Source organism: Achromobacter sp. PD1 (genome assembly GCF_048541815.1).
GTDB lineage: Bacteria > Pseudomonadota > Gammaproteobacteria > Burkholderiales > Burkholderiaceae_B > Achromobacter > Achromobacter bronchisepticus_A.
In genome coordinates, this window is the sequence record NZ_CP183349.1 from 4758253 (window position 1) to 4783595 (window position 25343).

Here is a 25343-nt window from a genome sequence, read left to right on the forward strand (position 1 = left end):
CGGATCGCTGGCGCACGGCGATCCGGATGATGCAAGGGCTACGTGAAATTGCGGTCTTTTTGCTGGAATCGAGATGCCTGACCAACCAGACCTCACCAAGCTGATCTTCGGTAAGTTGACCTGGGAAGCCATTCCCTACCATGAACCGATCCTGCTCTTCACCTTCATCGCGGTCGCCATCGGCGGCATCGCGGTGGTGGGCGCCATCACCTACTTCGGCAAATGGGGCTATCTGTGGCGCGAGTGGTTCACCAGCATCGACCACAAGAAGATCGGCATCATGTACGTCATCCTGGGCATCGTGATGCTGCTGCGCGGCTTCGCCGACGCCATCATGATGCGCCTGCAGCAGGCGGTGGCGTTCGGCGATTCGATGGGCTACCTGCCGCCGCACCACTACGACCAGATCTTCACCGCGCACGGCGTGATCATGATCTTCTTCGTGGCCATGCCGCTGGTCACGGGCCTGATGAACTACATCGTGCCCTTGCAGATCGGCGCGCGCGACGTGGCCTTTCCTTTCCTGAACAACTTCAGCTTCTGGATGACCACGGGCGGGGTGATCCTGGTCATGATGTCGCTGTTCGTCGGCGAGTTCGCGCGCACCGGCTGGCTGGCGTATCCACCGTTATCGGGGATCCTCCAGAGTCCCGACGTGGGCGTCGATTACTACATATGGGCCCTGCAGATAGCGGGGGTAGGCACGCTGCTCTCGGGCGTCAACCTGCTGGTCACCATCGTCAAGATGCGCGCGCCCGGCATGACCATGATGCGCATGCCCATCTTCACCTGGACCGCGCTGTGCACCAACGTGCTGATCGTGGCCGCTTTTCCGGTGCTGACCGCGGTGCTGGCGCTGCTGTCCATGGACCGCTACGTGGGCACCAACTTCTTCACCGCGGACTTCGGCGGCAACGCCATGATGTACGTGAACCTGATCTGGATCTGGGGCCACCCCGAGGTCTACATCCTGATCCTGCCGGCCTTCGGCATCTTCTCCGAAGTGGTCTCCACCTTCTGCCGCAAGCGCCTCTTCGGCTACGCATCCATGGTGTATGCCACGGTCGTGATCACGGTGCTGTCGTACCTGGTATGGCTGCACCATTTCTTCACCATGGGGTCAGGGGCGAGCGTGAACTCGTTCTTCGGGATCACCACCATGATCATTTCGATCCCGACCGGAGCAAAGATCTTCAACTGGCTGTTCACCATGTACCACGGGCGCATCCGCTTCGAGGTCCCCATGCTGTGGACGCTGGGTTTCATGGTGACCTTCGTGATCGGCGGCATGACGGGCGTGCTGCTGGCCGTTCCGCCCGCCGACTTCGTGCTGCACAACAGCCTGTTCCTGATCGCGCACTTCCATAACGTGATCATCGGCGGCGTGCTGTTCGGGCTGATGGCCGGCATCACGTACTGGTTTCCCAAGGCCTTCGGCTACAAGCTCGATCCGTTCTGGGGCAAGTGCTCGTTCTGGTTCTGGCTGGTGGGCTTCTACGTCGCCTTCATGCCGCTGTACGTGCTGGGGCTGATGGGCGTGACGCGGCGTGTGAACCACTTCGAGGACATGTCCCTGCAGATCTGGTTCCAGGTGGCGGCCTTCGGCGCCCTGCTGATCGCCTGCGGCATCGCCAGCTTCCTGATCCAGCTGGTGGTCAGCTACCGCCGCCGCGAATCGCTGCGCGACGACACCGGCGACCCCTGGGACGGCCGCACGCTGGAATGGTCGACCTCGTCGCCCCCGCCCAACTACAACTTCGCCTTCACGCCGCGCGTGCATGACCAGGACGCCTGGTGGCAGATGAAGCAGCACGGCTACCTGCGGCCGCAGCAGGGCTTCATTCCCATCCACATGCCCAAGAACACCTGGGCGGGCATCGTGCTGGCGGGTATCAGCGTGGTGATGGGTTTCGCCTTGATCTGGCATATGTGGCCGCTGGTCGTGCTGTCGTTCGCGGCGCTGATCCTGGTGTCCATCATTCACACCTTCAACTACAAGCGCGACTACTACGTGCCGGCCGAAGAGGTCGTGCGCGCCGAAGACGCCCGCACAAGGTTGCTAGCGAAAAATGTCTGATACCCTGGCCCCCAACCTGCCCGGCGGCACGGCGCCGCCCGCCGAACCCGTGTTCCACGTCCCGGGCGAACACCATCCCAAGAACGGCACCCTGCTGGGGTTCTGGGTCTACCTGATGAGCGATTGCCTCATCTTCGCCTGCCTGTTCGCCACCTATGGCGTGCTGGGACGCAACTATGCGGCAGGCCCGTCCGGCGCGGACCTGTTCGATCTGGAACTGGTGGCGGTGAATACCGCGTTGCTGCTGCTGTCTTCCATCACCTACGGTTTCGCGATGCTGGAAATGCGGCGCAACCGCGTCGGCGCCACCCAGCTGTGGCTGGCCGTGACCGGCATCCTGGGGCTGGGCTTTCTGTCCCTGGAACTGTACGAATTCGCGCACCTGATCCACCAGGGCGCAGGTCCCCAGCGCAGCGCCTTCCTGTCGTCCTTCTTCACCCTGGTCGGCACCCACGGGCTGCACGTCACCTTCGGCATCGTGTGGCTGGTGACGATGATGATCCAGGTCCAGATGCACGGCTTGATCCCCGAAAACCGCCGCCGCCTGATGTGCCTGTCGATGTTCTGGCACTTCCTGGACCTGATCTGGGTGGGCGTCTTCACCTTCGTGTACCTGATGGGAGTGCTGCCATGACCGCGCACCTGGATCATCCGGCCGATCACGGCCATGGCGGCCATGACCACCACGACGACGATGACGGCGCCGCCCACGGCACCTTCAAGAGCTACATGACCGGCTTTGTGCTGGCAGCCATCCTGACGGCCATTCCGTTCTGGCTGGTCATGAATCGGGTTTTCTCCGAATCCCGCACCACTGCGTTGATCATCCTGGCCTTCGCCGCCGTGCAGATCGTGGTCCACATCATCTACTTCCTGCACATGGACACCAAGTCCGAAAGCGGCTGGAACATGTTGGCGTTAATATTCACGCTGGTGCTGGTCGTAATCACGCTCAGCGGATCCATCTGGATCATGTATCACCTCGACTCCAATATGATGCCCATGTCCACTCACGACATGCGGAAAATGCCCTGATGGCCGCAGTAAACGACTCCACTACCCGCGACACCTCCTCCCGCAATCCGCGCAGCAAAATCACCCTGGTCATCCTGGGGGTGCTTGCTGTCGCCATTTTCGCGGGGCTTTGCGCCCTGGGCACCTGGCAGGTGCACCGGCTGGCCTGGAAGCGCACCCTGATCGCACAGGTCGAACAGCGCGCCCATGCGGCGCCCACGCCGGCGCCGGCCCAGGCCGAATGGCCCGCGCTGACCTCCGACAACGCCGAATACCGCCGTGTCACCGCCAAGGGCACCTATCTGTACGACCGCCAGACCCTGGTGCAGGCCGCGACCGAGCTGGGCAGCGGCTACTGGGTCATGACGCCGCTGCAGTTGCCCGAGGGCGGCACGGTGCTGGTCAACCGCGGCTTCGTGCTGCCCGAATGGCGCAAGAGCAAGTCGGCCATACAACAAACGCCCGAAGAAGCCAGCGTCACCGGCCTGCTGCGCATGGGCGAACCCGCCCATGGTTTCCTGCGCAACAACGATCCGGCGACCAACCTCTGGTACTCGCGCGACCTGCCCGCCATCGCCGCGGCGCGCGGCTTGAGCGACGTAGCGCCCTACTTCATCGACGCCGATGCGACGGGCAAGGACGGCAGCGGACGCACTGCCCCGGTCGGCGGCCTGACGGTGCTGAACTTCCCCAACAATCACCTGAGCTACGCCATCACCTGGTACGCCCTGGCGGCCATGGTGCTGGTCGGCGTTTTCATCTTTGTGCGCGAGGAAAAGCGCGCACGCCGCAAGGACTGATCCAGCCGGCTGCGGCCGGTGTCCTACAATGAGGGCTGGGAACAGCGCTGGGCTACATGCTCGCGTGCTGTTCCCTTTTGTTTTTTCCACCCCTCTACAAGGAGTCCCCAAGGATGAAAAAGACGCTGCTCGCCGCCGCAATGTTCACGACTTTTGCAGGCGTTGCTCAGGCAGAATCGTCGGTAACTCTCTATGGTGTCATCGACACCGGCATTGGTTACAACAAGATCAAAGGCGATGGATACGACGGTAGCAAGATAGGCATGATCAACGGCATCCAGGCCGGCTCGCGCTGGGGACTGCGCGGCGCCGAAGATCTGGGCGACGGTCTGCGCGCCGTGTTCACGCTGGAAAGCGGATTCGACTCGGCCAACGGCCAGCGCGGTCAATCCGGCCGCCTGTTCGGCCGCCAGGCCACCATCGGCCTGGCCAACGACGCCTGGGGCACGCTGGAGTTCGGCCGCCAGGCCACGGTGGGCTCGAACTACCTTGCCGACATCGACCCCTTCTACACCAGCTACACGCAGTCCAACATGGGCCTGGGTTTCAGCGCCGCCAACACCATGCGCTGGGACAACATGGTGATGTACAAGACGCCTTCGGTGAACGGCTTCGAGCTCGGCGTCGGCTACTCGTTCAATGCGGACGACACGAACGCCGACCAGACGGGCTTTCGCACCGCCGACAATACCCGCGGCATCACCGCCGGCCTGCGCTACGTGCAAGGTCCGCTGAACGTAGCGCTGACCTACGACCAGCTCAACGGCTCCAACCGCGGCGCCATCGACCATGACGCCACGCCGCGCCAGTACGCGCTGGGCGTGTCCTACGACCTGGAAGTCGTGAAGCTCGCCGCCGCCTACGGCCGCACCACCGACGGCTGGTTCGTCGGCCAGGACCTGCCCGCGGGCACGCCCTTCAGCGACGAATTCGGCACCAACCGTTTCGTGGACGGCTTCAAGGCCAACTCCTACATGCTGGGCGCCACCCTGCCCCTGGGCAGCGCGAGCAGCCTGTTCGCGTCGTGGCAGCACGTATCGCCGAACAATGACAAGCTGACCGGCGGCGACACCAACATGAACGTCTGGAGCGTGGGCTACACCTACGACCTGTCCAAGCGCACCAACCTGTACGCCTATGGTTCGTACGGCAAGGACTATGCCTTCATCGACGGCCTGAAGAGCACGGCCGCCGGCGTCGGCGTGCGCCACACGTTCTAAGCAAGTCAGCGGAGCGGCTGCGGGGCCGCTTCCGTTCCTGACGAATCGGTCCGATTACCTGCCCCCTGGTATCGGACCTTTTTAATATCGCCCGGGAGCCTGACGTCATCAGCATGTACGCCTAGGAGGCTCTCATGCATAAACCGCTCCCTCATACTTCCGCCTTTCCCGCCGCGGGTACGCTCGCCGTGTACGCCGCGCTTGCGCCGAACCACCGCCAGCTCATCAAGGACACCATGACCCAGGATCTCGATGCGCTGGAACAGGCCGCCGAAAAACCCGATGCCGTCGCTACGGCCCAAATGCTGCATCGCATACAGGGCGCGCTGCTGGCCTTGCAGATGCGAGCGCCTGCCTCGCACTTCGAAGCCCTGGAAGAGGAGCTGGCGGCGGGCCTGTCGGCATGCGCTGCCGCCCGCATCCACGATCAGGCCGCCGTCGTGCGCGACCTCATGGACCGGCTGCATGCGTGGCAACCCGCTCCGGTGCAATCTGCAGGAAACACGCGTCCCTCATGATCGGCTATCTTTGAAACCAGATCCTGAAGCGGACCATGCCCTCTATCTCCCGTCCTGCGCGCCGCGCTCTTCCCGCCCGCCGGCCACGTCTGTTGCACGCCGTGGCCGCGGCCTTGCTGCCGCTGGCCCTTGCAGCCTGCAACGGCGGCGGCGACGATCATGACGACGAACCCGTCGCCGTCGCGCCGCCTCCCGTCGAAGAAACGCCCCCCGCCGAAACCCAGCCGCCGCGCAACACGGCCTACCTGCAGGCCAAGCCGGGCGACGTCATCCAGGTCCGCATCGAAGAGCTGCGCCCCACCCAGGCCGCCATCGGCTACGACCAGATCTACTACAAGCTCGGCCGCTGGCAAGGGGACTTCGAACGTCCGACCTGGGCGGACAAGCCGGCACAGCAGCTGGACTACCTGAACCGCACGGTCGGCAAGAAGTTCGACGACTACTGCGAAGACATGGGTGGCGCCGAGCGCGCGCAGGAATTCCAGAGCGTCGCCGAGGCGCGCGCCGCGCGCCTGGATCAGCCCGCCACCTACACCTGCAAGAACGCCCCCGGCACCGACACCGCCAACCTCAAGACGGTGGTGGTCGGCTGGGACGGCAACCTGTATCTGACCGATGGCCACCACACCTTCTCGTCGCTGCGCGAAATCGCCGATGGCGGGCCCAAGCTGCCGGTCTGGGTCAAGGTCGACGCCAACTACAGCACCCTGCCCAATGCGGCGGCGTTCTGGCAGCGCATGGTCGACGAACGCCGCGCCTGGCTGCGCGACGGCCAGAACCAGCCCATCACCGTGGACCAGTTGCCCGCCCGCCTGGGGCTGGCCAGCACCCAGGAGGCCGGCGGCATGCAGGAGGACCGCTACCGCTCGCTGGTGTACTTCACCCGCGACATCGCCTACAGCAACGGCAACCTGCCGGAGTTCGCGGAGTTCCTGTGGGGCGACTGGCTGCGCCGCCAAGCCGCGGGCGGCCAGTTGCCGGGCCTGGACCAGTACAAGATGATGGCACCCGCCGCGCCGGCGCAGATCCTCGCCGTCAGCACCCTCGACAAGAGCCTGGCCCCTGCCGGCGCCAACGACAGCTATGCCGCCGCGGTGCGCGACGCCTCCCTGAAGATGAGCGCATTGAAGGACACCGACATCGTCTTCGATGACCGCGACGCTGCCGGCCTGGGACGTATCGCGCTGGCGCCCGACGCCGCCAGCGGCTCGCCCACCAAAAAGGCGCGCGACACCCTGGAAGAGCTGCCGCGCAACGACGCCAAGACCGATGGCAGTCCGCGGGGCGCTGGCAAGCTGTGGTTCGCCGTGAACTACCGCAACTGCGGCAAGCCCGCGGCCGGCACCTGCTGGGGCTGGTAAGCCGCGGCGCCTGCCCACACGCGCTAAGCGTCGATCTGCATGGCGGGCCGGGCCTGGACCTGGTCCATCCACGCCCGCACATGCGGATGCGACGCCACCCTGGCGCCCAGATAGGCGCTATAGCCGATCACCGAACCGACCACCAGGTCGGCCAGCGAGTAGGCCGCGCCCAAAATCCAGGGTTGCCGCGACAGATGGCCGTCCAGCACGGCCAGCAACGCGTCCGCGTCGTCCAGTACGCGTTCGGCCTCGGCGCCGCCGGGCGCGTCTGCGCCCTGCGTGGCGAGATACAGGCGCGTCACCGCCGCACCGTAGCTGACATAGGACCAGGCGCACCACGACATCGCCAGCAGGCGTTCGGGCGTGTCGGCGGCGGGCCACAGGCCGCGTTCCACGCCGTAGCGCTCTCCCAGCCATAGCTGTATCGCCAAGGTTTCGAACAAGGGAGCGCCGTCCACCGTCAGCGTGGGGACCTTGCCGTTCGGATTGAGCGCCAGGAATTCGGGACGATGCTGTTCCCCCGTCCTGATGTCCACCTTCACGCGTTCGTGCGGCACGGCCAGTTCGGCAAGCGCGCAAGCCACCGGGGTTGCGCTGGACATGGGGTGCCAATAGAAAACGATAGACATGGGCGAATCTCCAATTCAATCAAGGGATGTGCGTCGCGGCCCCTGCCGCTGACTACGGGAGCCAATGTAGAATCCATTGAGGACAGATTCCGCCCTCGATACGCGTTATCGTGCCGCCATGCTTACTTCCAGCAACCGCCTCCTGCGCCTGCTGTCGCTGCTGCAGACCCGCCGCCATTGGGCCGGAACCGAGCTGGCCGCGACGCTGGCGATTCACCCCCGCACCCTGCGGCGCGACATCGACAAGCTGCGCGAACTGGGCTACCCCGTCCATGCCAGCAGCGGCGTGGCCGGCGGCTATGCCTTTCGCGCGGGGAAGGCGCTGCCGCCCCTGCTGCTGGACGACGATGAAGCGCTGGCCGTGGCGCTCACCCTGCGCACGGCCGCCACGGGCACGGTGGGCGGCATCGAGGAAACCGCGCTGCGGGCGCTTGTGAAGCTGGAGCAGGTCATGCCTCAGCGCCTGCGCCACCGGGTCGACGCCCTGCGCTCGGCCATCGTGCCGATCCCGCGCGACGGCGCTGCCGTCGACGCCACCCTGCTGGCCACGCTGGCAGCCGCCTGCCGCGACCAATTGCGAGTCGGCTTCGACTATGCGGACGGCAAGGGCCGGGCCAGCACCCGGCTGGTGGAGCCGCAAGGCTTGGCGCATACCGGATACCGTTGGTATCTGGTGGCCTGGGATCCCGCGCGCGAGGACTGGCGCACCTTCCGTATCGACCGCATCGCGGGCGCCCCGGAAGTCGGCGCGCATTTCGCCCCGCGCCCGCCGCCCGAAGGCGGCGACCTGCGCGCCTATGTCTCGCGCTCGGTCAACATGGCGCCGCATCCGGAACCGGCGCGCGTGGTCCTGCATGCGCCGCGCGCCGTCATGGCTGCGCGCATCCCGCCGGGCGCCGGCCAGATCGACGCGCTGGACGAAGCGCGCTGCGTGCTGCAATGCGCCGTGCCCAGCCTGGACGCGCTGGTTTACTGGCTGATGGCGCTGGACGTCGAATTCGAGGTGCTGGCGCCTGCGGCGCTGCAGGACCGCCTGCGGCTGGCCAGCGAACGGCTGGGGCGCAGCCTGGAAAAAATGACAGCTCCCAAAGCGGGGAGATAGCGGTCGGATTTGGTTGTTTTTCGGCCTATCCCATTCTGTGTATTTCGCCCGCGATTCGAGTATCTTGATTGCTTTCCAAACATTTCCAAGAATCACGCCATGAGCAACGTTCCCGACGCCGACGCCTTCCTGCAATTTCTCGTCAACCTGGTGAACAACGGCAGCCAGATCGAGAGCATCGGCGTGACCCTGCAGATGGGCGGCATGCTGGTGTCGGGTTCCATCGTGTCCGGCGCGGAGTACTTCGACAGCTTCGCCGCCAGCTTCACGGACTCGCTGGACAAGGTGGACGACGCCACCCGCAAGGCCGTGCATGCCTCGCTGGCGGAACTGGGCGACGTCTTCCGCGTGCCCCAACCCGCCGACCCGCTGCCGAACTACATCCATCTCGCCGACGCGCTGTTCTTCACTGCCGACGGCACCCCCATCGCCGGACAGCCCACGCTGTGGCGCGGCCGCACCAGCGCTGTCGACGGCTTCGTCCTGGGCCGCCTGCAAGAAGAAGCGGCCGGCTGAGGCCGCCGATCTCCCTGTTGCGCGCGTTCCCCGCCCCGGTTCTCGGGCGCGGGGCGCGCCGCTACGCAAAAACCACTACGCTATCGGTTTGCCTCCCCCCAACCATGAGTCCGACCGCCATCTCCCCAGTTGCAGCAAGGGCTCGCTTGAAGTCACTCCCCCGCATGGAAAGACTCCGTATCGTCCTGGTTGACGACCATCCCCTGGTCTTGATGGGGATGCGCGACCTGCTGGAAAAGGACCTCAATTTCGAGGTCACGGCCACCCTGTCCGGGCCGACCGCGCTGGTCCAGCACCTGCAACGCGATATGCCGCACGTGGTGATCACCGACTATTCCATGCCCGGCGACGACACCTACGGTGACGGCATCCGCCTGGTCAAATACCTGACGCGGCATTACCCGGAAGTCCAGATCGTGGTGCTGACCATGGTGTCGAATTCCATGATCATCTCGGCGCTCTACGACGCCGGCGTGGCCGCGGTGGTGCTCAAGCGCGACAACCTCACCGAGATCATGACCGCGCTGGAAACGCTGCATGCCGGCCGCAAGTACTATCCGCCCGGCTTCCAGCGCGACGGCGCCGCCGATGAGCGCAGCAAGTTCATCGGTGAACGCATCAACAGCCTGTCGCCCAAGGAATTCGAAGTGCTGCGCCACTTCATCCGCGGCGAATCCATGATGCAGGTGGCCGACGCCTTGAAGCGCAGCGTCAAGACAGTCAGCGGCCAGAAGATCTCGGCCATGCGCAAGCTCAACGTCCGCACCGACCAGGAACTGATCGCCTTCTGCGTCGAAAGCGAAATCTTCCAGTAGGCTGTCCCCTTTCCAGAAATTCAGGCAGGAACTTGCGACATGACGCAAGAATCAATCGAGACGGTGACGGGCCAGGAAGTGGACCGCAAGCTGATGCAGGCCATGATCGAACGCTCGGCGGGCCGCCCGCTCTCGTTCCAAGACTGCGACTTCCAGGACGCGGATTTCTCGCGCCTGGATTTGCGCGGCCTGCAATTGACGGCCTGCGCGATCGCTGGCGCCTCCTTTCAGGGCGCCACGCTGGCGGACGCCGTCTGGCTGCGCTGCCGCGGCGGCCAGGTGGATTTCGCCTCGTGCGACGCCAGCGATGCCGTCTTTGAAAACTGCGATCTCAACAATGCCAACTGGCGCCGCGCCCGGCTGGCCGCTGCCCGTTTCCAGGGCTGCAAGCTCACCGGCAGCGACTTCGACGGCATCGCCTGCCTGGGCTGGTCGCTGGAGGAATGCCTGCTGGTCGGCGCGCTGCTGCGCGGCGTGTCGTTTCGCAAGACCGATGTGCGGCACCTGGACTGCTCCGATGCCGACCTGACCGGCAGCGATTTCCGCGACACCGTGTTCCATGGCGGCAGCCTGCGCAACGCCATCCTGAAGAATGTCCGCTTCGAAGGCGCCGACCTGCGCGAAGCCGACCTGGGCGGCCTCGACCTGAATTCGGCCGCGCGCCTGGCAGGCGCCACCATATCCAAGACTCAGGCGGCAGCCCTACTGGCCGAGCTGCGCATCAGCGTGATCTGAGGCGCGCCGCCCGCGGCGGACAAAGCGCTGTTCGACCACCACGCTGCCCCACTGGCGGCCTTCGGACTCCTCGGCCAGCGTGAAGCCGGCTGCCTCGTAGAGATGCCTGGCCGCATCCAGCCCCTTGAAGGTCCACAGGTAGGTCTCGTCGTAGTGAGCGTCGACAAACGCCATGGCCCGCTCCAGCAGGGCGCGGCCCACGCCCATGCCGCGCAGCGACTCGTCGACGATGAACCAGCGCAGGTGCGCTTCGCGGGCGGCAAGGTCGCCATCGATGACGATGGAGGCCAGCGTCCTGCCGTTGTCCGCGTAGAGCCAGATGTTCTTGCCGGCGGCGGGCAGGCCTTCGGCGAACTCGGCCAGCTCGGTCGCCACCTTGCGTTCGAAGTACACGCCGAATCCCGAGGCCTGCGCGTAATAGCGCGCATGCAGGCTGGCCACGTCGCCGATGCAGCCGGGCAGGTAGCCGGCGTGGATCTGCTCGGCGATGCCGCCCGTGACGGCGGACGCGGTGTTGGGGTTCTCGTGCGACAGGGCGTCGGCATACAGGGAAAGAAAGCGGATCAGCGACTGCTGGTCCTCGGGCGCCAGTTGACGCAATGCCCGCGAAACCTGGTCGGTGGCGAACTGGTCGATCTGCGTACGCAGCCGGGCTCCCTCCGCGCTCAGGTACAGCCGCGACGAGCGCGCGTCTTCACTGTCGGCCTCGCGCGTCAACAGCCCGGCGGATTCCAGCTTGGCGACCTGCCGGCTGGTATTGGACTTGTCCAGCCTGAGGATGGCCGCCAGGTCGCGCGCCTGGATGCCCGGCTGCAGGCCGATCTCGATGATGGCGTGCACGGCGGACGGCGCCAGCTCGCTGCCGGCCAGCGAGCTGCGCATGAAGCCCAGCTCGCGCACCAGTTTGCGGGAGAACTCCCGCAGATCCCGGATGGTCTGATCGCGAGATTGGATGGGGGTGTCGATCAAGTCCATGGCGCGCCCTTAAAGTTGCGGTTCGCAACCAATATACTTGCGAATCGCAACCAACTCAACTTGTTTTGCGCCAGCCCTGCCGCGGCCTATTTCGGCCGTTTGAACCCCGCCCGCGCCGCCTCGACCGCCTGGCGGCAGACGCAGCCGCTCATGTGATCGTTGACCATGCCCACGGCCTGCATGAAGGCGTACATGGTCGTCGGGCCCACGAAGGTCCAGCCGCGCTTCTTCAGGTCGCGCGACAGCGCCGCCGACGCCGGCGAGGTCGGATTGCCGTTCCAGTAATCCAGGTCCACGGTCGCGGGGCGGTCCTGGGCCGGCGGCTCATGGCTCCAGAGCCAAGCCGACAATGAACCCGTTTCGTCGGCCAGGGCGCGTGCGCGCTTGGCGTTGTTGATGGCGGACACGATCTTGCTACGGTTGCGCACGATGCCCGCGTCGCCCATCAGGCGCTCGACGTCGCGCTCCGTGTAGCGCGCCACCCGCTCGAAGTCGAAGTCGTCGAAGGCCGCGCGGAACGCCTCGCGCTTGCGCAGGATCGTGATCCACGCCATGCCGGCCTGAAAGCCCTCCAGGCAGATCTTCTCGTACAGGCGGCGGTCATCCGCCACCGGCCTGCCCCATTCGTGGTCGTGATAGTCGGGCATGGACGGCTGCCAGAAGCAGCGCGCCACGCCCTGCTCGTCGGTGATCAGGCCCGGATCGCTCTTGCTCATCTCATCGGTCTTCATGCGGCGGCTTACTGCTTGCCCGGCACCGGGCAGCTCAGGTCGCCTTCCTCGCACTTCAGGTAGGCCTGCAACTCCTTGGTACGCGCCTGCGTCAGCTTGTCCAGGCACAGGCTCAGCGTCATGGGATAGGCGCTGCCGCCGGACGTGCTGCTGGACGCGAAGGCGCACTCCGCATCGCGAAAGAACAGCCAGGCCTTCTGGGCGGCATGCAGCTGGGTCGTCGCGGCCCTGTCGTTCTTCAGGCGCGCGGTCACTTCCTTGTAGGCAGCGTTCAGGGCGGCGTCGGACTTGCGGTACGCCTGGTCGGCGCACAGGCTCATGTCCGTCTGCGTGGCCGCGTTGCCGCAATCCAGCGGCTGCGCCTGCGCGCTTGCGGCCAACGCAAGCGCGGCAGCGGCCGTCATGATGGCGATACGCATGGAATTCCTCCTGTATGGCTGGTGAACCCGGAAAGTGTCGCATGGAACAAAGACCCCTCGCAGCGGCGGCTGGGCCGCCGGTGGCCTAAGATGGCGGCTATGAAGATCCAATTGCTCTCCGACCTGCACCTTGAAACCGATCCTGATTTCCTGGCCCGGCCCGCGCCCGGCGCCGATCTGCTGGTGCTGGCCGGAGACGTCGGCTCGTACCGCCGCGGCTCGCTCATGACCGTCGACGACTTCGGCCTGGGCAGCTATGCGCCGAACAAGGGCTGGCCCACGCCCGTAGTCTATGTCCCCGGCAATCACGAATACGACAACGTCGATTTCGATGAGACCCACGCGCGGCTGCGCGAGCTTTGCGGCGAACTCGGCATCCACTGGCTGGAGCGCGAGACGCTGGTCATCGATGGCGTGCGCTTTGTCGGCACCACGCTGTGGACGGACTTCGACGCGCTGGCCGCGCCCGGCGACACCGTCGGCGGGGCATTGAAGAAGCGCGAAAAAGCTTTCCGCGCGGCGGACTTCTATCTGGAAAAGGCCGAGATGCGCCGCAACGGCGCGCCCTTCATGGCCGAGCAGATGCGCGAACAGGGGCTGCTCTGCCAGCAATGGCTGCAAGACGCGCTGCGCACGCCGCACGACGGCCCCACCGTGGCCATTACCCACTTCGCCCCCACCTTGGCGAGCGCGGATCCGCGTTACGGCGTCACCCCCGGCACAGCGGGGTTCTGCAATGCGCTGGACGCCCTGCTGCCCCTGGCCGACGTCTGGATGCACGGCCATCTCCACTGTCCGCAGGACTATGTGAAGAATGGCTGCCGCATCGTGGCCAATCCGCTGGGCTACGCCAAGAAGGGCGAACAGCAGGACTTTGCGCCTGACCGCCTGTGGGACGTGACGGCGCCTAGAACTTGAGGCTGGCGCTCAAGGCATAGGTGCGCGGGTCGCCCGCCTTCACGTAGTCCGGCGACTGGTATAGCCAGTAACGCTTGTCGGCCAGATTGTTGATGCCCGCGCGGAACGTGGTTTCGTAGCCGTAGATGCGCGTGTCGTAGGTGGCGCCGATGTTAACGATGGCGTAGTCGGGTACCTGGACCGCGTTCGAAGCGCCCAACATGGTGCTGCCGGTGTACTTCACGTCGGCCCTGAGCTTAAGGCCCGGCAATTGCGACACCGAATACGCAACCTGGGCGGCGGCGACGAACTTGGGCGCGCCCGCGACGCGGTTGCCGGTGAAGCTGGAGCCCTTCTTGTATTCCGAGTCCAGGAACATCAGGCTGCCGCCCACGTTCCAATTCGTCGCAATGCGCGTGGAGGCGCCCAGCTCCAGGCCTTGGTAGATCGACTTGCCGTCCTGCACCAGCTCATTGGCGGCGTTGGTGTATTCCGCCTTCTTCTCGATGCGGAACAGCGCCGCCGTGGCGGCCCAGCCGTCCTGGTTGGTCTTGATGCCCAGTTCATACTGCTTGCTCTTGAGCGGGTCCAGCAGCGCGCCGAAGTTGGCGTAGGTATTGCCCACCGACGAACCCGGCTCCAGCGACTCGATGTAGCTGGCATAGGCCATGGTCTGCGGCGTAATGTTGTACATCAGCGCCACCGTCGGCGTCAGCACGCCGTTCTTTTCGTAGCGCGAATTGCGCACGCCCGCCGCATTGAAGCCGACCTGTTCGTAGTCGGTGTAGCGCAGGCCGCCCAGCACGGACCAGCCGCCGGTCAGATCGATGGTGTCGCTCGCGAACAGCGCCTTCTGCGTGATCTCGGCGGCGCGGTACAGATCCAGGCCGCCCTGGCTGTAATAGGTGTTGGTGTTCTGCGTGCGCAGGTTGCCCGTGCCTTGCAGCTGGTACACGCCGTCGACGCTGTAGTCGTTCTTCTGCTTTTGCCACGACGCGCCCGCCACCACCAGGTGTTTCAGCGGGCCGGTGCTGAACCGGCCTTCGAGCATGCCTTGCCATTGGTTGTAGGCATAGGCCTCGCCGTAGTCCGAGCGGTAGTCCTGGTAGTCGCCCGCCTGGTTCTGCAGGAACAGCACCGATTCATTGCGCCGGGTACGGGTGGAGCTGTAGCTGTAGTCGGTGCGCACCGACCAATCGGAAGACAGCTGGTACTTCAGTCCGGTCGAGTAGAAGCGGAATTTATTGTCCGCATACGGCCCCTCGCCCACCATCCTGCCGTTGTCGTTGCGCACCGGCGACGGCAGCTCCGAGCCCGCCATCTGCCCGGCGTAGATGGTCGGCTCCTGGCCGATCGCCTTGCGGTTCTGGTAGATGGACTGGAAGTCCCAGCTCAGCTTGTCGGTCAGGCGGGCGTCCAGCGCCAGCGACACCGAATCCCGGTACAACGAGCCGCCGTTGTAGGTATTGCCTTCTTCGTGCGTGGCGTTCAGGCGATAGCCGAACCGGCCGTCGCCGCCCACGCGTCCGCCCAAGTCGACATGTTCGCGCAAAAGTCCCTTGGACACATAACCCAGTTCGATGCTGCGCACCGGCTCGTCGGTCGGCTTCTTGGTGACGTAGTTGATCAAGCCGCCCGGCGATCCGAAGCCGTACATGAAACCGGATGCGCCCTTGAGCAGGTCGATCTGCTCGAAGTGCTCGTAAGGCAAGGTCGTGACGTAACTAAGGAAGGGCTTGCCGTCGATGCGGTAGGAATTCTGCCAATCCAGCGGCAGGCCGCGTACGCTCAAGTAGCTTGCCCAGGCCCCGTAGGAGGCGCTGTTGTCGGTGACGGATGCGTCCAGGGCAAACACGTCGCCCAGCTTGTTGACCTGCCGCTCCTCGATATCCGCGGCAGTGACCACGGTCGTGGAAAACGGCGTCTCCAGCTGGCTGCGGTTGCCCAACGCCCCGCTGTTCACCGGCGCGGACAGATGTTCCAGCGTGTCGTCCACCGAGGTCGCGTTGACGGTCACCGCCGGCAACTGAGCCACGCCTTGCGCATCCCCCGCGTCCTTGGGCGGCGGCGCCGTGGCGCCCTGGGCATGGACGCCCGCAGGATGAACGATGCCCAGGGTCAGGGCTAGGGCATAGGGCGCAACTGCATGCCGCGCGTGCTTGCGCGCGCGGCACTTCCTGGCGGAAGCGGGACGGACCACGTTGAATTCTCCAGAGCGGGAGGGGAAGAAATGGCAATTTCTTATAAATACGACTGATTCGCAATTATATTATCAACTGCGAACTTTCCCCATGCCGCTCTGGCCCTGCGGTTCACTGCTTGGACGCTTTCTCCAACTGATCGCGCAGCCGCTCCTCCTGGGCGCGCAGCTCCGCCGTGAACTCCTCGCCGAAGTCATCGGCCTCGTACAGCGGGCGGATCTCGATATCGGACGGGCCGGGCATCGGATTGGGGCAGCGCTTGACCCATTCGATCGCCTCCTGCAGCGAGGCGCACTCCCAGAGCCAGTAGCCGGCGATCAGCTCCTTGGTTTCCGCGAAGGGGCCGTCTATCACCTGCCGGCTGCTGCCGGAAAAATGCACCCGCGCGCCCTTGGAGCTGGGTTTCAGGCCGTCGCCCGCCAGCATCACGCCCGCCTTGACCAGCTCCTCGTTGTACCGCCCCATGTCGGCCAGCAGTTGCTGGGTGGGCATTACCCCTGCCTCGCTATCGGCGGTGGCCCTGACTTGAACCATGAATCGCATCTCGGTCTCCTTGTGTGGATGGTGGAACTTGCATGCTCCATCGACACGACGAACCGCGCCAGACGAAATCGACAGCCGCCAGGAAAAAAAGTGTATCCGTGGCCGGATCGGCATCCTCCATGAAAAAACCCATGACGCCCCGGAAAGCGTCATGGGTTCTGGCCGCCATGGAGGACGGGGCGGTCAGCGCATCACGGGGCGGGATTCGGCTGGCGCGCGTGGATCTTGTCGATTGCCTCCAGCGCCTCGGTCGAGAGGGTCACATCCACGCTGTCGATGTTCTCCTTCAGCTGTTCCAGCGTGGTGGCGCCGATCAGGTTGCTGGTGACGAAGGGGCGCTGGTTGACCCAGGCCAGCGCCAGGTGCGTGGGCGAAATGCCGTGCGCGCGCGCCAGTTCGACGTAGGCGCGGGTGGCGATCTCGGCCTGCTCGTTGCTGTAGCGGGTGAAGCGCGTATAGAGCGTCAGGCGGGCGCCGGCCGGGCGCGCGCCGTCCAGATACTTGCCGCAAAGCATGCCCATCGCCAGCGGCGAGTAGGCCAGCAAGCCCACGCCTTCGTGGTGCGAGTACTCGGACAAACCGATCTCGTAGACGCGGTTCAGCAGGCTGTAGGCGTTCTGGATGGTTGCAATACGCGGCAAGCCCTTGTTCTCGGCATGACGCAGGAACTGCCCCACGCCCCAGGGCGTTTCATTGGACACGCCGATGTGGCGTACCTTGCCGGCCCGCACGAAGTCCTGCAGCACTTCCAGGGTTTCCTCGATCGGCACGGTGTATTCGTCCTGGACCCAGGGATAGGACAGCTTGCCGAAGGTGGCCGTCGTGCGGTCGGGCCAATGCAGCTGATACAGGTCCAGGTAGTCCGTCTGCAGGCGCTTCAGGCTGGCGTCCAGCGCCGCGGTGAGGTTCTTGCGGTCCAGGTGGGTCTTGCCGTCGCGGATGTGACCAGGGCGCTTCGCGTCGCGCACGGGGCCCGCCACCTTGCTGGCCAGCACGATGTCCTGGCGGCGCTTGCTGCGCGCCAGCCAGGTGCCGATATAGGTTTCGGTCAGGCCCTGCGTTTCGGGCTTGGGCGGCACGGGATACATTTCGGCGACGTCAACCAGATTGATGCCACGCTCCAGGGCGTAGTCGAGCTGCTGGTGCGCCTCGGCTTCGGTGTTCTGCTCGCCCCAGGTCATGGTGCCCAGTCCGATCAGGCTGACATCCAGGTCGGTACGGCCGAGTTTGCGGTATTTCAATTTCTGCTCCGTGCTGTGTCGCTTACAAGGGAAGCGACACCTTACTCCAAGACGCTTTTCAAATACCTGGCAAGGTTCCGCGGCTGCGGGTTATTCGCCCCTTGCCCGCCGCGCCGCACTCGGCATACGCTCTATCCGCAAATAACCACCGGAAATCAACGTGCTGCGCGAAATTGATGAAACCTACGTGTTTTTCATCTGCGTCATCGTTTGCCTGGCCATCATCGAGCTGGGCTTCCGGTTGGGGCGCAAGCGCCGCCGCGCATCCGACGACGCCGCCAAGACCCATATCGGCGCGCTCCAGACCGCCTTGCTGGGCCTGTTGGCGCTGCTGCTGGGCTTTACCTTCGCGATGTCGGTGACGCGTTTCGAGACGCGCAAGAACCTGGTGCTGGAAGAGGCCAACGCCATCGGCAATGCCTACTGGCGCTCGCAGCTGCTGCCTGCGGCCGCGCGCGAACCCATCGCCAAGCTCTTGCTGGAGTACACGACGACGGCGCTGGAGTTCAGCGACGCCGACAATGACAAGGAGCGCCTGGCGGCAGCCGGCGCGGCCTCGCGGCGCATCGAGCGCCAGATCCGGAGCACGGCTGCGAGCGTCCTGGAGAATCCGCCCTCGATATCCACGGTCATGTTCATCCAGGCTATCAACGAAATGGCGCAGGTCAACGAAAAGCGCCGCGTCGCGCTGGAAAACCACGTACCCGAGCCCGTCTTCTATCTGCTCTTCATCGTCACCGGCGGCGCAATGGGTTTCATCGCCTACGGCACCGGGCTGCACAAGCGCAGGCGGCTGATCTCGACCGGCCTGTTCGCCACGCTGATTTCCCTGGTGCTGACCTTCATCCTGGACATCGACCAGCCAGCCAGCGGCGTCATCATGGTCAGCCAGGAAAGCATGGTGCGGATGAAGGCGACGCTGGAGCAGGAGCGGTAGGCAGCGCCCCTGCGCCAGGCTCTGGAGCTTCAGTTCGCCTTGCTGGCCAGGGCAGCGGCCGCAGGCTCGCCCGCGTCCGCACAGGCCGCCGGGCTGCGCTCGGCAAGCGCTTCCAGCAACTCTGACGACGGCACGAAGAACAGGCCGCCCGTGACCGCGTGGCTGAAGTCGAGCAGGCGGTCGTAATTGCCGGGCGGACGTCCGACGAACATGTTCTCCAGCATCAGCTCGATGGGACGCGGCGAACGCGCGTAGCCGATGAAGTAGGTGCCGAATTCCCCGGATCCCGGCCGGCCGAACGGCATGTTGTCGCGCAGGATTTTCAGTTCCTGGCCGTTTTCCTCGATGGTCGTCAGGGCGCTGTGCGAGGACGAGGGCTTGATGTCGTCGTCGAGTTCCACGTTGGACCACTTGTGGCGGCCGATGACCCCTTCCTGGCCTTCGACCGTCAGCGCATTCCAGGCCTTCATGTCGTGCAGGTACTTCTGCACCAGCACGTAGCTGCCGCCGGCGAACTCGGCATCTTCGTCGCCGATGACGGTGAAGTCGACCGCCTCCTGCCCTTCCGGATTCTCGGTCCCGTCCACGAAGCCGATGATGGCGCGCCGGTCGAAGTAGCGAAAGCCATGGACTTCATCCACGACCGTCACGGCATCGCCCAGGCCGCCCAGCAGCAAGGTGGCCAGTTCGAAACAGAAATCCATCGAGTCGGCGCGGATATGCAGCAGCAGGTCACCCGGCGTCGCGACGGCCAGTCGTTCGCCCGAACCAAACTCGCGGAAAGGATGCAGCGCGGTGGGGCGCGGCGCGCCGAAAAGCGTGTCCCAGGCCGTGGAGCCGAAGGCGGTGACACAGGAAAGATTCTGCTCGGGCGCGCGCGTGCCCACGGTGCGGACGAGGCCGCCGACATCGGCGCACCAGCCGCGCACGGTTTCGGCGGCAGCGGCGCCCTCGTTGAGCGTGGCCACAATGAAAATCGCGTGGCGGGTAGTCGTGTTGTGGACGGCTTGGGATACGGGTTGACGGTCAGACATCGGATCGGGGACCTCAAGAAAGCGAGCGCGGCGGCGCGGAAGGGCTAGTCTGATTCTAAGCGCGGACTGTGTATGGGCGCACCCGATTGGTTACGGCACCGCCCTCAACCACTCGCTCACCACATCCAGCACGATGCGGCTTTGCTCGCGGTGCGGCACATGCCCGCAGTTCTCCAGCAGCACGGGGCGGCCGCCGGCCAGCGCCGCGATCTTTTCCTGGTGCTTGGGGGAACCGTACTCGTCGATTTCGCCATGCAGGGCAAGCACGGGGCAACGCACCTGGCGCAATTGCTCGTCCAGGTTCCAGGCGGCAAACTCGGGCGACAGCCAGGTGTTGATCCACGCGCCCAGCACCCATTCGGCTTTCTCGCCGTGGTACTTCTTCAGGCGGTCCAGCTGGCCGGGTTCGGCGAAGTTCCGCTTGGCGGCACGGATGCCTTCCAGCGTGCGGTCTTCGGCAAACATCTGCGCGGACTCGGTGATCAGCGCCCGGCAATCTTCTGCATACACGCCAGCGCTGCAGACGGCCATGCCGCCGCCCACGCTGTGACCGAACCCCACATAGGGGCCGACGCCCAGCGCTGCGCGCAGGCTGCGGAATCCGTCCTGCGCTTCGTCTTGCACAAAGCCGGGTTCGAACACGGCGGTATTGGGATCGGAGCGGCCAAAGCCCAGGCGGTCATAGGCGATGACGCTGCGCCCGGTGGCCTGCGCCAGTTGTTCGGGAAAATCCCGCCACAACTCCACGCAACCCAGCGAATCATGGAACAGCACGATGGGCGCTGCGGCGGCGGCCTCCCCGGCGGGGTCCCAGCGCCGCGCGAAAAGGCGGCCCTGGCTGGTGTGCACGTAGACATCCTGGCTGGTAATGGCAAGCATGAAAAGTCCTGGCGAAAGTATGCGGCGATGCGCCACCGCACCGCGCTCCGATTATAGGAAAGCCGGCAGCCTCACCGCAGTCCGGACACGACGCCTGCGGCGATGATAAGCAGGACCAGCGCGGAAATCGCCGTGTAGGCGTAGTCGCGCTCGCGCAGAAAGATGGCCAGCATCAGCGCCACCCGCGCCACCGGCAGCACGATGAACAGGGCCACCCCGGCCTTGACGAGTTCAAGGTCCCGCAGGCCGCCATGCGCCGGCAACAGGAAATCCACAGCCATGCCGGCGGCGATGAGGGCCGAGGCGAGCCAGGTTCCGTACCACAGCAAGCCGGCGATGACGCGGTCGCGCCGCGCCTGTTTGTCCGCCGCCTGCGTCATGCCGGGCCTCCCGGAATATGCACGCCCAACGCGCTCAGCAGCATCTGCACCGCCAGCAAGGACAGCACGATCACGAAGAAGAGCCGCAGCTTGTCCGCCGGCAGGCCCATCAGCAGGCGGGCGCCGAGCAAGGCGCCCGCGACCGAGCCCAGCGCGACCGGTCCGGCGATGCCGATGTCGATGTCGCCGCGCACGAAATAGGCGCCCGCGCTGGCGGCGGCGGTCACGCCGATCATGAAGTTGGACGTCGCCGACGAGACCTTGATGGGCAGCTTCAGCGCGGCGTCCATGGCCGGGATCTTGAGCACGCCCGAGCCTATGCCGAGCAAGGCCGAAATCAGGCCCGCGCCGTACATCAGCGACAAGCCCAGCGGTACCCGGTCCACCTGGTAGTGCACCTCGCGGCCCAGCGCGCGGTCGGGAAAGCTTGCGTGCAGGCGCAGCGCGGTGGCCCAGCTGGCGGCGCCTGGCGCGCTGGCGACGGCCTCGCGCCGGCGCGCCAGCATCTGCTGCGCGGACAGCGCCAGGATGGCCGCGAACAGGCCGTAGAGAAATCCGGTCGAGACGATGCCGATAAGGAACACGCCGGTCAGCGCCCCCAGCGTGGTGGCCGTTTCCAGGACGATGGCCAGCCTGACGTTGGTCAGCCGCCCTTTCAGGAACGGCGCGGCGCTGCCGCAGGAACAGGCGATTACCGAGATGATGCTGGCCCCGATGGCCACATGGATGTCCACGCCGAACAGCAACGTCAGGATGGGCACGATGAAGATGCCGCTGGCCATCCCCAGCACCCCGCCCAGCGCGCTGGCGCCGAAGGCGGCGGCGAACAGCCAGAGGATCGTCGAGGTTTCCATGGCCGCCGGTTCAGGTCGGCTTGCGCGGCTGGCGCGACAGCCGGGTGCTGAAGCGGATCAGGTCGCCGCGGTAGTACAGCTTTTCGTAGTCCACCGGCCGCTGCGCCTCGGTGTAGGACGTGCGCTCGATGAGGAAAATCGGGCTTCCCGCCGCTACGCCCAGCGCTTGCGCGACGCGTTCGTCCGCCGTGACCGCTTCCAGCTGGTACTCGGCCTCGATCAGAGGCAGGTCGTAGCGCAGCTCCAGCAGGTCGAAGATGGGCTCGGCCTCCAGGTCGTTGCTGGCGACTTTTTCGCCCACGTCCAGCGGCAGATAGGTTTCATCGAACGACATGGCCACGCCGTCCGCCAGCCGCACGCGCTCGATGCGATAGACCATCGCGCCGCGCGCCACGCCCAGTTGGCGCGCGACGTCTTCCGTGGCCGGCACCGGCCGCTTGTCCAGCAGGCGTGCCGTCGCCCGGCGGCCGAGCGCGGTCATGTCCTCGACAAATCCGCTCAGGGCCGTCAGCGTCTGCGTCAGCTTGGGTTCCGTGACGAACGTGCCTTTGCCGCGCCGGATCTCCGCCAGCCCGCGCGCGACCAGGTTTTCCACCGCCTTGCGCACCGTGCTGCGGCTGACCGCGAAGCGCTCGATCAGCTGGTCTTCCGTCGGCAGCCGGTCGCCAGGCGACAGGCTGCCGGACGAGATTTCCGCGGCCAAGGCCATTTCCACCCGGGCATAAAGAGGAGCATATTCGGCGTCGTTTTTCATGAAGCCATCATAACATCATGATGTCATGATGGCTCAAGCATCAACACGCGTTACGGATGACAACGCCGGCAACTGGTAGTCTTCGCAAGCCTGCCCGGCGCCTCCCGCGCCGGCGCCCACTCTCAAGCGAGACACGATATGAGCAATTTCATGCACAGCGCCTCCGTTCCCGTCCTGACGCAAATGCTGTCGGCCCTGTCCGACGTGCTGAAGAAAGCGGAAGCCCACGCCACGGAGAAGAACATCGATGCGGACGCCTACCTGGGCGCCCGCCTGTTCCCCGACATGTTCCCGCTGGCGCGCCAGGTGCAGATCGCTGCGGATTTCGCCAAGGGCATCGCCTCGCGCCTGGCTGGCGCGGAAGTGCCTTCGTGGCCTGATAGCGAAACCAGCTTCGCGGGCCTGCAAGCCTTGATCGCCAAGACGCTGGAACACCTGGGTTCGTTCGGCCCCGAACAATTCGCGCAAAGCGAAGCGCGCGAAATCGTGCTGCGCCCGGGCACGCCCAAGGAAAAGAAGCTGAGCGGCAGCGCCTATCTGCTGCACTATGGGCTGCCGCAGTTCTTCTTCCACGTGACCACGGCCTACGACATCCTGCGCCACAACGGCGTGGAAATCGGCAAGCGCGATTACATGGGCAAGTACTGATCCGTTTCAGCGGGCCCCAGCCCTTGGGGCCCGCGCCCGGCTGCTACTCCGCGTAGCCCGGGTTGCGGCGGTCCAGGCGGCGCAGCAGTCCCGGCCAGGCCAGCATGGCCTTGTGCGCGCGGTCGGCCTGCGATTCCACCGTGGCGTTCTTCAGGATGTCCGGCGGGATGTAGGTCAGTTCGCCGCCGGCCTGGGCCCGCACCTGCACCATGCAGGCGGCCTCCAGCCGGTGCATGGCCTGGAAGGCTTCGGCCATGCTTTGCCCCACGGTCAACAGGCCATGGTTGCGCAGGATGAGATAGGTGTTGCTGCCCAGGTCCCGCACCAGGCGCGGCTGTTCCTCGGGATTGAGCGCCAGGCCTTCGTAGTCGTGGTAGCCGAGCGACCGCAGCACGATGAACGCGAACTGCGACAGCGGCAGCAGCCCGGCCTTCTGCGCCGACACAGCCACGCCGTTGATGGAATGCGTATGCAGCACGCACATCGCGTCCTTGCGGGCAGCGTGGATACAGCTATGGATGGTGAAACCGGCGGGATTGATGTCGTACTCCGACTCCATCACCTTGCGTCCGTCCAGGTCGATCTTGACCAGGCTCGATGCCGTGATTTCGTCGAACATCATGCCGTAGGGGTTGATCAGGAAATGTTCGGTCCCCGGCACCTTGGCCGTGATATGGGTGAAGATCAGATCGTCCCAGCCGAACAGCGCCACCAACCGATATAGCGCCGCCAGATCCTTGCGGACCTCCCATTCCGTTGCGCTGACCTGTTCGCGCACGCTGGCGCCCTTGCCTACGGTATCCATGTCGTCTCCGTGTTTTGATGATTGCCCGCCGTGATGGGGCGGACACTGCCTGGCACTTTATTCGTTTTGGTGGCGGCAAGCACGGGACGCGGCCAGGGAGCGGTCACCGCGCCCCATGAAAAAAGCGCCCGCCCGGGCGCCCTCCTCGTTTCCCGCCGCTTACTGCGGTTCGATCTTCGCGTCGACCGCGCGCTGGGTCCAGACCTGGCGCTGCGACTGTGCGAAGGCCTGGTGCTCGGCCACGGTGTTGGGCGAGACCTGCATGCCCAGGGATTCGAAGCGTTGCAGCACGTCCGGCTCGCGCAGGATGGCGGCGACTTCCTGGTTCAGCTTCTGCACGATGGCGTCGGGCGTCTTGGCCGGCACGGCCACGCCGACCCACACGACCAGGTCGAACTTCTGGTAGCCCAGTTCGGCCAGCGTCGGCACGCTGGGAAATTCCTTGGCGCGTTCATGGCCCGTGTAGGCCAGTCCGCGCAGCTTGCCTGCCTGCATGAACGAGGTCACGACAGAGAGGTCGGCGAACAGGTAGTCGACGTGGCCGCCCAGCAGGTCGGTCACGGCCGGCGGCTGGCTCTTGTACGGCACGCCGTTGGCCGCGGCGCCCGCCACGGTGTTGAAGGTGGCGCCGGCGATCTGGCTGGTGGGCGAACCATACGCGTAGTTCAGGGGCTTGGCCTGCGTGGCCTTGACCAGTTCCTGCAGCGACTTGTAGGGCGCGTCCTCGCGCACCACCAGCATCATCGGGATGGTCGCGATACGCACGACGTGGGTGAAATCGCCGGTGGGATCGAACGGCAGCTGGCGGAACAGCGCCGGCGTGGCCGAGTGCGTCGAGCTGCTGGTGAGGATCAGCGTGTAGCCGTCGGGCTGGGCGCGCGCGACGAACGAGGCGCCGATGGTGCCGGACGCGCCGGGCTTGTTCTCGATGACGACGGGCACGTTCAAGCGCGGACCGAGCTTCTCCGCGATGATGCGCGCGCTGGTGTCGGTGGCGCTGCCCGGCGAGAACGGCACGACGATGGTGATGGGCTTGTCGGGATACGCGCCCTGCGCCAGCGCGGTGGACGGCAGCGCGCCCGCAAGGGCGGTCAGGACGGTGAGGCTGCCGGCGGCCAGCAGGCGGCGGCGGACGCCGAACGGTCGGATCATGCTTGTCTCCTGTGAGGGGCCGCGGGTCGGCCTCTTGAACTCTGACCGTATGATGCTTGCGACCCGCTTATCCCAACAAGGGACTAATTTTCATAGACTTATTCCA

At 65.4% G+C, this 25343-nt stretch carries 28 protein-coding genes; 14 read left to right on the plus strand and 14 right to left on the minus strand.

Annotation, left to right across the window (positions count from 1 at the left end; all coding sequences use genetic code 11):
* Positions 1 to 73: 73 nt before the first annotated feature.
* From cyoB to ACM1PE_RS22495, 7 genes are all read left to right on the plus strand, one after another.
* Positions 74 to 2077 carry a cytochrome o ubiquinol oxidase subunit I gene (gene cyoB, locus ACM1PE_RS22465; RefSeq protein ID WP_059378766.1) on the plus strand — a complete coding sequence of 668 codons (2004 nt, stop codon included), beginning with the start codon at positions 74 to 76 and terminating at the stop codon, positions 2075 to 2077.
* Positions 2070 to 2711: a cytochrome o ubiquinol oxidase subunit III gene (gene cyoC / locus ACM1PE_RS22470; protein ID WP_059378764.1), complete on the plus strand. Its 642-nt coding sequence runs from the start codon at positions 2070 to 2072 to the stop codon at positions 2709 to 2711. The genes cyoB and cyoC overlap by 8 nt, the downstream gene beginning before the upstream one ends.
* On the plus strand, positions 2708 to 3112 hold the full coding sequence (cyoD, locus tag ACM1PE_RS22475; RefSeq protein WP_059378763.1) for a cytochrome o ubiquinol oxidase subunit IV: 405 nt from the start codon (positions 2708 to 2710) through the stop codon (positions 3110 to 3112). Before cyoC ends, cyoD begins: the two co-directional genes overlap by 4 nt.
* Positions 3112 to 3891 carry an SURF1 family protein gene (locus ACM1PE_RS22480; protein ID WP_118932944.1) on the plus strand — a complete coding sequence of 260 codons (780 nt, stop codon included), beginning with the start codon at positions 3112 to 3114 and terminating at the stop codon, positions 3889 to 3891. Before cyoD ends, ACM1PE_RS22480 begins: the two co-directional genes overlap by 1 nt.
* Positions 3892 to 4004: 113 nt before the next feature.
* Positions 4005 to 5111, plus strand: coding sequence for a porin (locus tag ACM1PE_RS22485; RefSeq protein ID WP_059378761.1), 1107 nt, complete (start codon positions 4005 to 4007; stop codon positions 5109 to 5111).
* Positions 5112 to 5245: 134 nt separating this feature from the next.
* The gene (locus ACM1PE_RS22490; protein ID WP_059378760.1) at positions 5246 to 5629 is read left to right on the plus strand and encodes a hypothetical protein; all 384 of its coding nucleotides are present in this window, start codon (positions 5246 to 5248) and stop codon (positions 5627 to 5629) included.
* A 35-nt stretch (positions 5630 to 5664) separates the two neighbouring features.
* Entirely contained in the window at positions 5665 to 6990 is a 1326-nt protein-coding gene (locus ACM1PE_RS22495; RefSeq protein WP_419340988.1) for a ParB/Srx family N-terminal domain-containing protein, read from the plus strand.
* A gap of 23 nt (positions 6991 to 7013) precedes the next feature.
* On the opposite strand, the gene ACM1PE_RS22500 is transcribed toward ACM1PE_RS22495, so the two are convergent.
* Positions 7014 to 7619 carry a glutathione S-transferase family protein gene (locus ACM1PE_RS22500; protein ID WP_306635733.1) on the minus strand — a complete coding sequence of 202 codons (606 nt, stop codon included), beginning with the start codon at positions 7617 to 7619 and terminating at the stop codon, positions 7014 to 7016.
* 118 nt (positions 7620 to 7737) lie between these two features.
* Here ACM1PE_RS22500 and ACM1PE_RS22505 point away from each other — a divergent pair, with 118 nt between their 5' ends.
* The 4 genes from ACM1PE_RS22505 to ACM1PE_RS22520 all read left to right on the plus strand — a co-directional run bounded on the left by ACM1PE_RS22505 (position 7738) and on the right by ACM1PE_RS22520 (position 10787).
* Positions 7738 to 8721: a helix-turn-helix transcriptional regulator gene (locus ACM1PE_RS22505; protein ID WP_059378755.1), complete on the plus strand. Its 984-nt coding sequence runs from the start codon at positions 7738 to 7740 to the stop codon at positions 8719 to 8721.
* A gap of 99 nt (positions 8722 to 8820) precedes the next feature.
* Positions 8821 to 9237 carry a gas vesicle accessory protein GvpU gene (gene gvpU / locus ACM1PE_RS22510; RefSeq protein ID WP_187523982.1) on the plus strand — a complete coding sequence of 139 codons (417 nt, stop codon included), beginning with the start codon at positions 8821 to 8823 and terminating at the stop codon, positions 9235 to 9237.
* Between the two features lie 164 nt (positions 9238 to 9401).
* Positions 9402 to 10052, plus strand: a complete 651-nt coding sequence (locus tag ACM1PE_RS22515; protein WP_059378753.1) for a response regulator — start codon at positions 9402 to 9404, stop codon at positions 10050 to 10052.
* A gap of 39 nt (positions 10053 to 10091) precedes the next feature.
* Positions 10092 to 10787, plus strand: coding sequence for a pentapeptide repeat-containing protein (locus ACM1PE_RS22520; protein ID WP_118932941.1), 696 nt, complete (start codon positions 10092 to 10094; stop codon positions 10785 to 10787).
* Here the strand turns inward: ACM1PE_RS22520 and ACM1PE_RS22525 are convergent.
* The 3 genes from ACM1PE_RS22525 to ACM1PE_RS22535 all read right to left on the minus strand — a co-directional run bounded on the left by ACM1PE_RS22525 (position 10755) and on the right by ACM1PE_RS22535 (position 12912).
* Positions 10755 to 11762, minus strand: coding sequence for a bifunctional helix-turn-helix transcriptional regulator/GNAT family N-acetyltransferase (locus ACM1PE_RS22525; RefSeq protein ID WP_419340989.1), 1008 nt, complete (start codon positions 11760 to 11762; stop codon positions 10755 to 10757). The genes ACM1PE_RS22520 and ACM1PE_RS22525 overlap by 33 nt on opposite strands.
* Before the next feature lie 86 nt (positions 11763 to 11848).
* The gene (locus ACM1PE_RS22530) at positions 11849 to 12493 is read right to left on the minus strand and encodes a DNA-3-methyladenine glycosylase I (protein ID WP_251879410.1); all 645 of its coding nucleotides are present in this window, start codon (positions 12491 to 12493) and stop codon (positions 11849 to 11851) included.
* Between the two features lie 8 nt (positions 12494 to 12501).
* Positions 12502 to 12912: a lysozyme inhibitor LprI family protein gene (locus ACM1PE_RS22535; RefSeq protein WP_059378742.1), complete on the minus strand. Its 411-nt coding sequence runs from the start codon at positions 12910 to 12912 to the stop codon at positions 12502 to 12504.
* 99 nt (positions 12913 to 13011) lie between these two features.
* Here ACM1PE_RS22535 and ACM1PE_RS22540 point away from each other — a divergent pair, with 99 nt between their 5' ends.
* Entirely contained in the window at positions 13012 to 13830 is an 819-nt protein-coding gene (locus ACM1PE_RS22540; protein WP_419340990.1) for a metallophosphoesterase, read from the plus strand.
* Here ACM1PE_RS22540 and ACM1PE_RS22545 read toward each other — a convergent pair.
* From ACM1PE_RS22545 to ACM1PE_RS22555, 3 genes are all read right to left on the minus strand, one after another.
* Complete coding sequence (locus ACM1PE_RS22545; RefSeq protein WP_419340991.1) at positions 13820 to 16009, minus strand: TonB-dependent siderophore receptor; 2190 nt, start codon at positions 16007 to 16009, stop codon at positions 13820 to 13822. The genes ACM1PE_RS22540 and ACM1PE_RS22545 overlap by 11 nt on opposite strands.
* A 112-nt stretch (positions 16010 to 16121) precedes the next feature.
* Complete coding sequence (locus ACM1PE_RS22550; protein ID WP_059378736.1) at positions 16122 to 16553, minus strand: YciI family protein; 432 nt, start codon at positions 16551 to 16553, stop codon at positions 16122 to 16124.
* 191 nt (positions 16554 to 16744) lie between these two features.
* Positions 16745 to 17794 (minus strand): NADP(H)-dependent aldo-keto reductase, encoded by a 1050-nt coding sequence (locus tag ACM1PE_RS22555; RefSeq protein ID WP_059378734.1) that lies wholly within the window; start codon positions 17792 to 17794, stop codon positions 16745 to 16747.
* 160 nt (positions 17795 to 17954) lie between these two features.
* On the opposite strand from ACM1PE_RS22555, the gene ACM1PE_RS22560 reads away from it, so the two are divergent.
* Positions 17955 to 18731: a hypothetical protein gene (locus ACM1PE_RS22560; protein WP_118932937.1), complete on the plus strand. Its 777-nt coding sequence runs from the start codon at positions 17955 to 17957 to the stop codon at positions 18729 to 18731.
* Positions 18732 to 18760: 29 nt separating this feature from the next.
* Here the strand turns inward: ACM1PE_RS22560 and ACM1PE_RS22565 are convergent, their stop codons facing one another.
* The 5 genes from ACM1PE_RS22565 to ACM1PE_RS22585 form a co-directional block, all read right to left on the minus strand.
* Positions 18761 to 19765: a Dyp-type peroxidase gene (locus ACM1PE_RS22565; protein WP_419340992.1), complete on the minus strand. Its 1005-nt coding sequence runs from the start codon at positions 19763 to 19765 to the stop codon at positions 18761 to 18763.
* Positions 19766 to 19855: 90 nt separating this feature from the next.
* On the minus strand, positions 19856 to 20644 hold the full coding sequence (locus ACM1PE_RS22570) for an alpha/beta fold hydrolase (protein ID WP_059378728.1): 789 nt from the start codon (positions 20642 to 20644) through the stop codon (positions 19856 to 19858).
* Positions 20645 to 20715: 71 nt separating this feature from the next.
* Positions 20716 to 21024 carry a DUF1634 domain-containing protein gene (locus tag ACM1PE_RS22575; protein ID WP_419340993.1) on the minus strand — a complete coding sequence of 103 codons (309 nt, stop codon included), beginning with the start codon at positions 21022 to 21024 and terminating at the stop codon, positions 20716 to 20718.
* A complete protein-coding gene (locus ACM1PE_RS22580) occupies positions 21021 to 21878 on the minus strand; it encodes a sulfite exporter TauE/SafE family protein (protein ID WP_419340994.1) in 858 nt (285 codons plus the stop codon). The genes ACM1PE_RS22575 and ACM1PE_RS22580 overlap by 4 nt, the downstream gene beginning before the upstream one ends.
* Before the next feature lie 10 nt (positions 21879 to 21888).
* On the minus strand, positions 21889 to 22632 hold the full coding sequence (locus ACM1PE_RS22585; RefSeq protein ID WP_059378721.1) for a GntR family transcriptional regulator: 744 nt from the start codon (positions 22630 to 22632) through the stop codon (positions 21889 to 21891).
* A gap of 138 nt (positions 22633 to 22770) precedes the next feature.
* Here ACM1PE_RS22585 and ACM1PE_RS22590 point away from each other — a divergent pair, with 138 nt between their 5' ends.
* Complete coding sequence (locus tag ACM1PE_RS22590; protein WP_419340997.1) at positions 22771 to 23280, plus strand: DUF1993 domain-containing protein; 510 nt, start codon at positions 22771 to 22773, stop codon at positions 23278 to 23280.
* Between the two features lie 43 nt (positions 23281 to 23323).
* Here ACM1PE_RS22590 and ACM1PE_RS22595 read toward each other — a convergent pair whose 3' ends face one another.
* Both ACM1PE_RS22595 and ACM1PE_RS22600 read right to left on the minus strand, forming a co-directional pair.
* Complete coding sequence (locus ACM1PE_RS22595; RefSeq protein ID WP_059378717.1) at positions 23324 to 24085, minus strand: class II aldolase/adducin family protein; 762 nt, start codon at positions 24083 to 24085, stop codon at positions 23324 to 23326.
* A 159-nt stretch (positions 24086 to 24244) separates the two neighbouring features.
* The gene (locus tag ACM1PE_RS22600; protein WP_419340998.1) at positions 24245 to 25237 is read right to left on the minus strand and encodes a Bug family tripartite tricarboxylate transporter substrate binding protein; all 993 of its coding nucleotides are present in this window, start codon (positions 25235 to 25237) and stop codon (positions 24245 to 24247) included.
* Positions 25238 to 25343: the final 106 nt, after the last annotated feature.

Excerpts from the sequence above, each read along its gene's own strand:
- ACM1PE_RS22480 (WP_118932944.1), top strand. The coding sequence starts at position 3,112 with ATGGCCGCAGTAAACGACTCCACTACCCGCGACACCTCCTCCCGCAAT.
- ACM1PE_RS22485 (WP_059378761.1), top strand. The coding sequence starts at position 4,005 with ATGAAAAAGACGCTGCTCGCCGCCGCAATGTTCACGACTTTTGCAGGC.
- ACM1PE_RS22530 (WP_251879410.1), bottom strand. The coding sequence starts at position 12,493 with ATGAAGACCGATGAGATGAGCAAGAGCGATCCGGGCCTGATCACCGAC.
- cyoD (WP_059378763.1), top strand. The coding sequence starts at position 2,708 with ATGACCGCGCACCTGGATCATCCGGCCGATCACGGCCATGGCGGCCAT.
- cyoB (WP_059378766.1), top strand. The coding sequence starts at position 74 with ATGCCTGACCAACCAGACCTCACCAAGCTGATCTTCGGTAAGTTGACC.
- ACM1PE_RS22525 (WP_419340989.1), bottom strand. The coding sequence starts at position 11,762 with ATGGACTTGATCGACACCCCCATCCAATCTCGCGATCAGACCATCCGG.
- ACM1PE_RS22575 (WP_419340993.1), bottom strand. The coding sequence starts at position 21,024 with ATGACGCAGGCGGCGGACAAACAGGCGCGGCGCGACCGCGTCATCGCC.
- ACM1PE_RS22540 (WP_419340990.1), top strand. The coding sequence starts at position 13,012 with ATGAAGATCCAATTGCTCTCCGACCTGCACCTTGAAACCGATCCTGAT.
- ACM1PE_RS22580 (WP_419340994.1), bottom strand. The coding sequence starts at position 21,878 with ATGGAAACCTCGACGATCCTCTGGCTGTTCGCCGCCGCCTTCGGCGCC.
- ACM1PE_RS22505 (WP_059378755.1), top strand. The coding sequence starts at position 7,738 with ATGCTTACTTCCAGCAACCGCCTCCTGCGCCTGCTGTCGCTGCTGCAG.
- ACM1PE_RS22600 (WP_419340998.1), bottom strand. The coding sequence starts at position 25,237 with ATGATCCGACCGTTCGGCGTCCGCCGCCGCCTGCTGGCCGCCGGCAGC.
- ACM1PE_RS22490 (WP_059378760.1), top strand. The coding sequence starts at position 5,246 with ATGCATAAACCGCTCCCTCATACTTCCGCCTTTCCCGCCGCGGGTACG.
- ACM1PE_RS22570 (WP_059378728.1), bottom strand. The coding sequence starts at position 20,644 with ATGCTTGCCATTACCAGCCAGGATGTCTACGTGCACACCAGCCAGGGC.
- ACM1PE_RS22595 (WP_059378717.1), bottom strand. The coding sequence starts at position 24,085 with ATGGATACCGTAGGCAAGGGCGCCAGCGTGCGCGAACAGGTCAGCGCA.
- ACM1PE_RS22590 (WP_419340997.1), top strand. The coding sequence starts at position 22,771 with ATGAGCAATTTCATGCACAGCGCCTCCGTTCCCGTCCTGACGCAAATG.
- ACM1PE_RS22550 (WP_059378736.1), bottom strand. The coding sequence starts at position 16,553 with ATGCGATTCATGGTTCAAGTCAGGGCCACCGCCGATAGCGAGGCAGGG.
- ACM1PE_RS22495 (WP_419340988.1), top strand. The coding sequence starts at position 5,665 with ATGCCCTCTATCTCCCGTCCTGCGCGCCGCGCTCTTCCCGCCCGCCGG.
- ACM1PE_RS22520 (WP_118932941.1), top strand. The coding sequence starts at position 10,092 with ATGACGCAAGAATCAATCGAGACGGTGACGGGCCAGGAAGTGGACCGC.
- ACM1PE_RS22585 (WP_059378721.1), bottom strand. The coding sequence starts at position 22,632 with ATGAAAAACGACGCCGAATATGCTCCTCTTTATGCCCGGGTGGAAATG.
- gvpU (WP_187523982.1), top strand. The coding sequence starts at position 8,821 with ATGAGCAACGTTCCCGACGCCGACGCCTTCCTGCAATTTCTCGTCAAC.
- ACM1PE_RS22515 (WP_059378753.1), top strand. The coding sequence starts at position 9,402 with ATGGAAAGACTCCGTATCGTCCTGGTTGACGACCATCCCCTGGTCTTG.
- ACM1PE_RS22565 (WP_419340992.1), bottom strand. The coding sequence starts at position 19,765 with ATGTCTGACCGTCAACCCGTATCCCAAGCCGTCCACAACACGACTACC.
- cyoC (WP_059378764.1), top strand. The coding sequence starts at position 2,070 with ATGTCTGATACCCTGGCCCCCAACCTGCCCGGCGGCACGGCGCCGCCC.
- ACM1PE_RS22535 (WP_059378742.1), bottom strand. The coding sequence starts at position 12,912 with ATGCGTATCGCCATCATGACGGCCGCTGCCGCGCTTGCGTTGGCCGCA.
- ACM1PE_RS22500 (WP_306635733.1), bottom strand. The coding sequence starts at position 7,619 with ATGTCTATCGTTTTCTATTGGCACCCCATGTCCAGCGCAACCCCGGTG.